The organism is Aquidulcibacter sp. (genome assembly GCF_020253525.1).
GTDB lineage: Bacteria > Pseudomonadota > Alphaproteobacteria > Caulobacterales > Aquidulcibacteraceae > Aquidulcibacter.
The window spans coordinates 1-5162 of record NZ_JADCBK010000127.1; the positions used below are offsets into that span (position 1 = coordinate 1).

Sequence of the window (5162 nt, forward strand, 5' to 3'; positions counted from 1 at the left end):
CCGGTAAAGAACGCGACGGCTATAAAAACACGCTCGTTCAGAGTCGGCTTGATTATGCGTTGAATGATCAGCTGAGCTTGGAGGCGCGCGTTTTTTGGTCGGATAGCGATGTTGGCATTGATGGTTTCCCCGCGCCAAGCTTTGTTTTGTCCGATACCCTAGAGCGGTCCAAGACCGAGGAATTGATCGTCTATACGGGGGCTAATCTGACCTTATTGGACGGCCGGTCACGCACCCGCTTTGGTTTCAGCGAAACACAGACCGACCGCACCAATCTAAACCCCACTTTGGCCGTTCAAAACACCTTTGTCGGTACTGGCACCAATCGAAGGGCGGAATTCCAAACCAGTCTGGATGTCACGCCCCAGTTTCAAATCCTTGGTGGGGGCGAGTTTGAGCAATCGCGTCTGCGCACGGCAAGCCCATCTGTAACCAACCCTAATCCGACCCCTCTTAGAGCCAAGAGTGAGTTGAGCGCGCTCTATTTGCAGGGGCAAGCCTCTCCCACCGCGTGGCTCACGGCAACTGTGGGTGTGCGTTGGACCGATCATGATAGTTTTGGCGAGGCTTTGAACACGCGGGCCACCATTGCGGCCTCGTTCAATGAGGGCAATACGATTGTGCGGGCAGCCCTTGCCGATGGGTTTAAGTCGCCAACGCCGTTTCAACTCTTTTCCAACTTTGGCAATGCCAAGCTGCAAGCCGAAGAAGCCAGTTCAGCTGAAATTGGGCTCGAGCAGGCATGGTTTTCGCGTCGCCTGATCGGCTCCCTAACCTATTTCGAGCGCGACACCATTAACCAGATCGACTTCGTCTCCTGCTTTGGCAATGCGGCGGCCATCTGCGTTGGTCGGCCAAGCGGGACCTATGACAATATCGCGCGTACCAAGGCCGAAGGCACCGAGTTTACCTTGGAGGCAAAGCCCACCCAGCATCTGAGCCTTTCGGCGGGCTTTGCGACGTTGGATGCGCGCAATAAGGTGCGGGGAACAGCCAATTTCAATCGCCTTCTGCCCCGACGCGCGAAGGAAACAGGCTTTGCCACAATCGGCTATGTGTTCGGCTTTGGCCTTGATGTCTCGGCCACCTATTCCCGCGTCGGAGACAGCTTTAACAACGCGGGCAATAGCGTGGTGATCAAGGGCTATGATCTGGTGACCCTGCGCGCGAGCCAAAAGATCAATAGCCACTTGACGGTCTTTGCCCGTGTCGAAAATGCGGGCGATGAGATTTATGAGACCGTCACTGGCTATGGCTCGCCACGGCGGCAGACATTGGTAGGCTTACGTGCGAGCTTCTAGGCTAGCGCTTTTGGTGCTCTTATGGGGTGCGGCGGGGTGTTCCTCGCCGCAGTCACCCAGTGCTATGGCCACACAAGCTGGCGCCAAAGCGCCTTTACGGGTTGTCTCGCTGGATTTTTGTGCCGATCAGTTTGTAGTCAAGCTGGCGGATCGGGCCGATATTCTTGCCGTCTCACCCGATGCCACACGCGATTTTTCCTTCATGCGGCGTGAAGCCAAGGGCTTGCGACAAGTTCGCCCCGATGCGGAAACCATTCTTGCCCTGAAGCCCGATGTGGTCATTCGCTCTTATGGGGGAGGGCCGCAAATGGGGCCATTTCTGGAGCGCGCTGGCATTAAAGTGCATCAAATTGGCTGGGGGGAGGATTTTGCCGCCGTTCGCAAAAATGTGCGTGAAGCGGCTGTCGCCTTGGGACAACCTGCACGCGGGGAAGCAATTGTCGCGGAGTTTGATCGCAGGCTGGCACATCTAAAGCCAGCAGCGCAGGTTTCAGCCCTGTATGTCACCCCAGGGGGCGTCACCACAGGGCCCGGCTCTTTGGTCGATCGCATGATGGGCCAAGCCGGCCTTGTCAATTTTCAGACGCAAGAGGGCTGGAACCCGCTACCGCTTGAGCGCTTGGTAACAGAGCGGCCTGCTATGCTTGTTACCGCTTTTTTCACCGCCCAAAGCCCGCACCAAGATTATTGGAGCCAAGCGCGCCATCCTTTGGTGCGAAACATGCTGGCGGATTTGCCAGTTGCCCGCCTTGATGGTGGGGCCACAGCCTGTAGCGGGTGGTTTATGGTGGACGCGATGGAAGCCATGGCCGCCACAGGGCGCAGTATCCAGACCAAGGCAGAGGCGTTGCCCACAGAGGTGCGGCCATGAAGGTACAAAACCATGCCACGGCCCTGACCTTACTCCTTGTGGTCTTAAGCGGTCTTGCCCTGCTTGCCTCAAGCCTGATTGGCGTCACGCCCTTGCCTTTGGCCCGATTACTGGCGGCCTTGGTGGGGGTAGGGGATACGCAAGCCGAGCTGATCATCTGGGATATACGCCTACCCCGCGCCTTTGCAGCCTTTTTGGTGGGGATGGCCTTGGCTGGCAGTGGGGCGGCCCTGCAAGGCCTGTTACGTAATCCTTTGGCAGAACCTGGTGTGCTGGGTGTTTCGGCCATGTCGAGCCTTTTTGCCACCATTACGATCTATTGGGGCTTTGTACAGCTTTCGCCTTGGATGCTGCCTTTGGCCTCCATTTTCGGTGCGTTGCTGGCCACAGGGCTTGTCGCGCTGGTCGCGCCACGGGTTCAATCGGTGGTGACGCTGGTGCTGGTAGGGGTGGGCATCTCCAGCCTTGCTGGGGCATTCATGTCCCTGCTGCTCAATCTGGCCCCAAACCCCTTCACCTTGTCAGACATGATGAATTGGATGATGGGCTCTGTCGCCAATCGCTCGATTGAGGACCTTCTCCTCGCAGCCCCATTCCTGCTTGCCGGCACACTTGCACTGGGTGTCGCTGCCCCCGGCCTGCGGGCTTTGACTTTAGGCGAAGAGGCGGCCAGTGCCATTGGCTTGGAAGTCGGCCGCTCGCGCCTCTGGGTGGTGCTGGGCACCGGGCTTTTGACCGGGGCAGCCGTATCAATTGCAGGCGCGGTCGGCTTTGTCGGCATCATTGCGCCACATGTCGTGCGCCCCTTTGTCGGCCATGATCCGACGCGCACCCTCTTACCAGCGGCGCTGCTTGGAGGCCTTGTCCTTGTCCTTGCTGACCTAATCGCAAGGCTTGCCCCAACAGGCCAAGAACTCAAGCTGGGCGTCGTCGCCGCCTTGATCGGCGCGCCCATCTTCATCTGGATTGCGGTCCGGCGCCGCGCGTTGGAGGCCGACCAATGAGCCTAAAATTGTCTGGCGCGACGGTCACCTTAGAAGGCGCGCACCTCCTTAATGCCGTCTCGTTTGAAGTGCTGCCCGGCAAGTTGGTCGGCCTCTTGGGCCCCAATGGTGCAGGCAAGACCACCGCCGTGCGCGCCTTACTCGGCCTGCAGCCTCTAAGCGCAGGATCCGCTCAGTTAGATGGCCAGCCTGCCGAAAGTCTTTCCGCCAAGCAGCGGGCCTTGCGTGTCTCCTACCTCCCCCAAGCCCGCAAATTGGCTTGGCCGATTGGCGTGCGTGAGGCCGTCGCCTTGGGACGCTTTGCCTATGGAGGCCCTATGGGCCGGCTTGCACCAACAGATGCCGCCGCCATTGAAGAGGCTCTGGCGCGCTGTTCGCTTTTGGGCTTTGAAGATCGCGCCGTCACCAGCCTGTCGGGTGGGGAGCTTGCGCGTGTCCATTTAGCCCGTGCGCTGGCCAGTCAGGCACCGGCCCTGATTGCCGACGAGCCTACTGCGGCCCTCGACCCGGGGCACAGCTTTGACGTTTTGGCGACCCTGCAGGCGCAGGCCCGGTCTGGGCACGCGGTGCTGGTCGTGCTCCATGATTTGGCGCTGGCTGCGCGCTTTTGTGACGAGATCATTCTGCTGAACCAGGGCAAGCTTGTCGTCCAAGCGCCCCCAGTCCAAGCCCTGACATCGCAGACCTTGGCCGATGTTTATGGGGTAAGCGCCACGTGGAACGCGGGGCATTTGACGATTTCAGGCCGCACCGCCCCTTAGGCGCAAGAGCGTGAGCAATCTCCGCCATAATCTGTGGATAGTTTCGCGATCCAAGATCAGTGGCTTGATTTTTGGCGGCAAATTAGACGTCAAATATAACTGACGCATTGTCTGCCTTATCCTATCTTTCAAGGGATTTTATGACGCTAACTTGCGCATTTGCTTTGGTGTTTAAAGTAAATCTATAAGTATATGACAGTATTACATGTGCTTGCGGATAACAGGCCGCTGTAGCCCGATTGTAATAGAAAGGCTGTTTTCTCCAAATAGGAGAATTTTCATACCTTTAGTAACCAAATCAAGATGATAAAATTAACTGTATTAATTTCTAGTTTACCATATTTTTGTGATTGCCAGCCTGTTACCTGTAAGTTAATAAAAGATTAAGCGGCTCGGTTCTGGGCGGTGGCCTTGTTTCGGCACCCTGCTTCGAGCGCGTATTTCCAGTGTGCGTATTCCATAAAACAAATGACCTCATTGGTGGGGGGGCATGATGGCAAATTTTTTGACGCTGGCGTCGCGGCCTGTTCGCGCGCTTCATCTCGTCGGCTTGATCGGTGTGGGCATGATCGCTCTGGGTCAGCCTTCAGCACTTCGGGCGCAAGACCTGAATTACAAGCCGGTCAATCCAACATTTGGCGGCAATCCGTTTAATTCGAACCATCTTCTTGGCGTAGCAAACGCCCAGAATGATTATCGCGACAAGCGGGCATCGACCAGCACATCGCAGGCCGATGCCTTTGCACGGCAATTGCAATCGCGCCTGTTGTCGGCGGTGTCATCGCAGATTGTGGACGCCATCTTTGGCGAAAATCCGCAAGAGCGCGGCAAGATCGCTCTCGGTGGGCAGACGATTGAGTTTGTGCGCGATCTCGTCAATGTCACCATCACCATTACCAATGACACGACTGGTGAAGTCACTACGTTGGTGGTGCCGCTCTTTGTGGAAATCAAATGATGCGCGCCCTCGTTTTTTGCGTCAGCCTGTTGGCCTTGGGGGGCTGTGTGCCCACCGCAGCCAAGCTATCGCCAATGGGCAAGAACCCGTCGCTGCCGACGATCCAACAACAAACCAGCACCCAGCGCTTGTTGCAAAGCTTGCCAGCGGCTGAGCGGCCGGTACCGGTTGCCGTCTATAACTTCTCGGACCAAACTGGACAGTTTCGCGTCTGTGAGGCGGGGCAAACCCTCTCGCGCGCTGTCAGCCAGGGCGGGACGTCCATCC

6 protein-coding genes are annotated in these 5162 nt (G+C 57.4%); all 6 read left to right on the forward strand.

Annotated features, from left to right (window positions below; all coding sequences use genetic code 11):
* On the forward strand, window positions 1-1301 hold a 1301-nt coding region (locus tag IOB61_RS13700), incomplete at its 5' end, for a TonB-dependent siderophore receptor (RefSeq protein ID WP_290817817.1).
* 64 nt (window positions 1302-1365) lie between these two features.
* The gene (locus tag IOB61_RS13705) at window positions 1366-2172 is read left to right on the forward strand and encodes an ABC transporter substrate-binding protein (protein ID WP_290817820.1); all 807 of its coding nucleotides are present in this window, start codon (window positions 1366-1368) and stop codon (window positions 2170-2172) included.
* Window positions 2169-3176 carry an iron ABC transporter permease gene (locus IOB61_RS13710; protein WP_290817823.1) on the forward strand — a complete coding sequence of 336 codons (1008 nt, stop codon included), beginning with the start codon at window positions 2169-2171 and terminating at the stop codon, window positions 3174-3176. The genes IOB61_RS13705 and IOB61_RS13710 overlap by 4 nt, the downstream gene beginning before the upstream one ends.
* Complete coding sequence (locus IOB61_RS13715; protein ID WP_290817826.1) at window positions 3173-3937, forward strand: ABC transporter ATP-binding protein; 765 nt, start codon at window positions 3173-3175, stop codon at window positions 3935-3937. Before IOB61_RS13710 ends, IOB61_RS13715 begins: the two co-directional genes overlap by 4 nt.
* Window positions 3938-4427: 490 nt before the next feature.
* Window positions 4428-4895, forward strand: coding sequence for a curli assembly protein CsgF (locus IOB61_RS13720; protein ID WP_290817829.1), 468 nt, complete (start codon window positions 4428-4430; stop codon window positions 4893-4895).
* On the forward strand, window positions 4895-5162 hold a 268-nt coding region (locus IOB61_RS13725), incomplete at its 3' end, for a hypothetical protein (protein ID WP_290817832.1). The genes IOB61_RS13720 and IOB61_RS13725, both read left to right, overlap by 1 nt.

Bases quoted from the DNA above. Each gene is read 5' to 3' on its own strand.
- IOB61_RS13720 (WP_290817829.1), top strand. From the start codon at position 4,428: ATGATGGCAAATTTTTTGACGCTGGCGTCGCGGCCTGTTCGCGCGCTT.
- IOB61_RS13715 (WP_290817826.1), top strand. From the start codon at position 3,173: ATGAGCCTAAAATTGTCTGGCGCGACGGTCACCTTAGAAGGCGCGCAC.
- IOB61_RS13710 (WP_290817823.1), top strand. From the start codon at position 2,169: ATGAAGGTACAAAACCATGCCACGGCCCTGACCTTACTCCTTGTGGTC.
- IOB61_RS13705 (WP_290817820.1), top strand. From the start codon at position 1,366: ATGGCCACACAAGCTGGCGCCAAAGCGCCTTTACGGGTTGTCTCGCTG.